Source organism: Streptomyces candidus (assembly GCF_014207445.1).
In the GTDB taxonomy this organism is placed as follows: Bacteria; Actinomycetota; Actinomycetes; order Streptomycetales; family Streptomycetaceae; genus Streptomyces; species Streptomyces candidus.
In genome coordinates, this window is the sequence record NZ_JACHEM010000048.1 from 1 (window position 1) to 4805 (window position 4805).

Here is a 4805-nt window from a genome sequence, read left to right on the forward strand (position 1 = left end):
CACCACCAAATGCCGGGCCACAACCGCACCCAACCCACCCGTACCACCAGTAACCAGGACCGTACCCTCACCGAACCCCACCACAGAGGCCTCGTCAGCCTCTCCTGGCTCCCCGTCTGCCGGGACGACAGGTTCCGGGAGCGGCACGCGGTCCAGCCTGGCGGCCCTGACCTCGCCGCCCCGGAGGACCACCTGCGGTTCGTCGGAGCCGAGAGCCCGCAGGGCCGGCGCCGATACGTCGGCGCCGTGCGCCGGGTCGAGATCCAGCAGTCCGAAGCAGCCCGGGTTCTCCGAGTGCGCCGCTCGGACCAGGCCCCACACGGTGGCTGCCGCCAGGTCGGCCATTGTGCCGCCGTCCACGGCCACAGCGCCGCGCGTGACGAACACCAGCCGCGAGCCGGCGAACCGCTCCTCGGCCAACCAACCCTGCACCAGAGCCAGGACCTCGGCGGTCAGCGCGTGCGCCGACCCCGGGATGTCGCTGCCGGACGTATCGGCGACACCGACCAGAACAGTGCTCGGCACCGGGGACTCCCCCGCCGCCAGCGCCACCGGATCGGCGTACGTCTCCACGCTCGCACCGGACTCGGCCAGTACGTCGGCGAGGCCGAACGGATCCGGACCGAGGACGGCGACCGGCTGCTGGACATCCAGCGCGGTCACGGCCGTGACCGGCGTCCACTCCACACCGAACAGGCAATCCCTGCCGACTCCGGCGGGCCCGTTCAGCTGCTCGCTGGAGACCCTCCGCACCAGCAGCGAGTCGACCGAGGCGACCGGCGCCCCGGAGGTGTCGGCGGCGGCCACGGAGACCGCGCCCTTGCCGAGCGGCGCGAGCCGCACCCGCAGAGTCGAGGCGCCTGTCGCGTGCAGCGACACGCCCTCCCACGAGAACGGCAGACCACCACCGCCCTCGCCGCCCGCCTCACCGGCGAGCATGGAAGCGTGCAGCGCCGAGTCGAGCAGAGCGGGGTGCAGACCGAACGCGGCCGCATCGCCCCGCGCGCTCTCCGGCAGGCTCACTTCGGCGAAGACCTCACCGTCCCGCCGCCACGCGGCCCGCAGACCCTGGAACACCGGACCATAGGCGAAGCCCAGCTCCGCGAACCGCTCGTAGCAGCCCCCGACGTCCAGCGCCTCCGCGCCCGCAGGCGGCCACACCGTCGCATCGAAGCCGCTCTCCGTTCCTTCGGAACGGCCGGTCAGTTCGCCCGTGGCGTGCTGCGTCCACGGTGTGTCCGCCGCTCCTTCGGGGCGGGAGTAGACGCCGACGGAACGCCGGCCCGACTCGTCGGGGGTACCGACTGCGACCTGCAGCTGCACCGCTCCGCGCTCCGGAAGGGTCAGCGGCGCGGCCAGCGTCAGCTCCTCCACCCGGTCGCAGCCGACCTCGTCACCCGCCCGGATCGCCAGCTCCAGCAGAGCCGTCCCCGGAAGGAGGACCCGGCCCATCACCGCGTGGTCCTGCAGCCACGGGTGCGACTGGACCGACAACCTCCCGGTGAACAGCACCCCTTGGCCCGCGGCGAGTTCGACTGCCGCACCCAGCAACGGATGCTCGGCCGAATCGAGTCCCGCACCTCGTACGTCCCCGGCCGCACTGGCCTGCGAACCGGCCGGCCAGAACCACTGGTGCTGGAAGGCGTACGTCGGCAACTCGACCCGACGCGCGCCCGTTCCGGCGAACACCGCGGCCCAGTCGGGCACCGTACCGCGCACGTGGAGGCGAGCCAGCGCGGTGAGCGCGGTCAATTCCTCGTCCCGGTCCTTGCGGAGCATCGGTATGAGCGCCGCGTCCTCAGGTGCGGATTCCTGGGCCATGGCGGAGAGCACGCCGTCCGGGCCCAGTTCAAGGAACGTGGTCACGTCTTGTTCGGTGAGGGTCCGGATGCCGTCTGCGAAGCGCACGGCCTCACGGACGTGACGTACCCAGTACCCGGCCGAGCACAGCTCCTCGGCCGACGCCACCGCCCCGGTCAGGTTCGACACCACCGGGATGACCGGCTCGGCATACGCCAGGCTCTCCGCGACCGTGCGGAACTCCTCCAGCATCGGGTCCATCAACGGCGAGTGGAACGCGTGCGAGACCCGCAGGCGGGTCATCTTACGCCCCAGCTCGGCGAGTTGCGCCGCCACCTCCAGGGCCGCCCGCTCGTCACCGGAGATCACCACGGACGACGGGCCGTTGACCGCCGCGATCGACACGCCGTCGACCAGCAGCGGCAGGACCTCGTCCTCCGTCGCCTGCACCGCCACCATCGCACCACCGGCCGGCAGCGCCTGCATCAGCCGTGCCCGCGCCGCCACCAACTTGCAGGCATCCTCCAGCGAGAACACCCCCGCCACATGCGCCGCAGCGATCTCACCAATGGAGTGCCCCGCCACAAGGTCCGGGACCACACCCCACGACTCCACCAGGCGGAACAACGCCACCTCGATAGCGAACAACGCGGGCTGGGTGAAGCCCGTCTCGTTCAGCAGATCGGCGTCCTCGCCCCACATCACCTCGCGCAGCGGGCGCTCCAGCAGCGGATCCAGTACAGCCAGTACCGAATCCAGAGCCTCCGCGAACACCGGGAACCGGCCGTACAACTCCCGGCCCATCCCCAACCGCTGAGAACCCTGACCCGAGAACAACACCGCCGACCTGCCACCGGCCACCGCACCCGACACCACCGAAAGATGCGGGGCACCGGATGCCAAAGCCGCGAGGGCTCGTACCGCATCGGCAGAGTCACCTGCAAGCACCACCGCACGGTGCTCGAACACCGACCGGCTCGTCACCAGCGAGTAACCGACGTCCACCGGACGGGGAGCCGTCTCGACGTCCGCCACCGACAGCAGCCGCGCCGCCTGGGCAGCCAATGCCTCCGGCGTCCTGCCGGACAGGACCCACGGCACCACGCCCGGTGATGCGGACGTGGAAGCGGTCGGGTCGTGCACGATCTCGGCGACCTGCTCGGGCTGCTCCAGGATGATGTGCGCGTTCGTACCGCTGATCCCGAAGGACGACACACCCGCACGCCTCGCCCTGCCCGCTTCCGGCCACGGGGCCGACTCGGTCAGCAGCTCCACGGCACCGGCCGACCAGTCCACATGGGACGACGGCTCGGTCACGTGCAGGGTCTGCGGGAGCACACCGTGGCGCATCGCCATCACCATCTTGATGACACCGGCGACACCGGCGGCGGCCTGGGTGTGGCCGATGTTGGACTTCACCGAGCCCAGCAGCAACGGCCGGTCCTCGTCACGGTCCCGCCCGTACGTCGCCAACAACGCCTGCGCCTCGATCGGGTCACCCAGCGACGTACCGGTGCCGTGCGCCTCGACCACATCCACGTCCCCGGCCGACAACCCGCCGCTGGCAAGCGCCTGACGAATCACACGCTGCTGCGAAGGCCCGTTGGGAGCCGTCAGACCGTTGGACGCACCGTCCTGGTTGACCGCACTGCCCCGCACCACGGCCAGGATCTCGTGACCGTTGCGCACCGCGTCGGACTGCCGCTCCAGCACCACCATGCCGACACCCTCCGACCAGCCGACACCGTCGGCCGACTCGGAGAACGCCTTGCACCGGCCATCGGCCGACAGACCCCGCTGCCGGGAGAACTCCACGAACGTGCCGGGGGTCGACATGACCGTCACACCGCCGGCCAGGGCCAGGGTGCATTCACCACTGCGCAGGGCTTGAGCGGCCAGGTGCATGGCCACCAGCGAGGACGAACACGCCGTGTCCACCGTCACCGCCGGACCCTCAAGACCCAGGGTGTACGACACCCGGCCCGAGGCGACACTCCCGGCGCTGCCCTGGCCCTGGTGGCCCTCGAACTGCTTGCCGTTCAGGGTGGTGCCGTAGTCGTTGTACATCACACCGGCGTACACGCCGGTCCGGCTTTCCCGCAGCGACGCCGGGTCGATGCCTGCTCGCTCGATAGCCTCCCACGACGCTTCGAGCAGCAGCCGCTGCTGGGAGTCCGTCGCCATCGCCTCACGCGGCGACATTCCGAAGAACGCCGGGTCGAAGTCGCCCGCGTTCTGGAGGAAACCGCCCGATCGGGTGTACGACGTGCCCGCGTGGGCCGGGTCGGGGTTGTAGAGCCCGTCGACGTCCCAGCCACGGTTGGTCGGGAAGCCGGAAACAGCATCCGTCCCCTCCGTGACCAGTCGCCACAGATCCTCCGGCGAGGCGACCTCACCCGGGTACCGGCAGCTCATGCCCACGACCACGATCGGATCGTCGGCCACGGGCGGCAGCACCCCGACCGGGACCGCGGCCTGGGTGTCGGTGCCGAACAGCTCGTCCCTGAGGTGGTCGGCCAGCGCTGTCGCGGTCGGGTAGTCGAAGATCAGCGTGGCGGTCAATCGCAGACCTGTCACCGCGCTCAACTGGTTCCGCAGTTCCACCGCCATAAGCGAGTCGAAGCCCAATTCCCTGAACTGGGACGCGGGGCTCACGGCTGCCACACCGGTGTGGCCCAGCACAAGAGCGACCTGATTGCGCACGAGATCCAGCAGTGCCTCGCGGCGGGCAGCCGCGGTCAGTCCGGCCAGTCGGGCGAGCAGCCCCTGGGCAGTGACCGATCCCGCGACCGCGCTCCGACGGGAGTGAAGGCGGGTTCGAACCAACGCCCGCAGAAGTGGGGCCACTTCGCCCTGCGATCGCAGACTGGCGAGATCCAGCCGGACCGGCACCACCGCGGTCTCGCCCGAGGCGAGTGCGGTGTCGAACAGGGTGAGGCCCTGCTCCACGGAGAGCGGAGGCATACCCGAGCGGGCCAGCCGCTGCATATCCGCCTCACTCACAC

At 70.7% G+C, this 4805-nt stretch carries 1 protein-coding gene; it reads right to left on the reverse strand.

Annotated features, from left to right (window positions below):
• Nucleotides 1-4805 (reverse strand): type I polyketide synthase (locus tag HNQ79_RS32930; RefSeq protein WP_185036659.1); only part of this gene is annotated, 4805 nt, incomplete at both ends.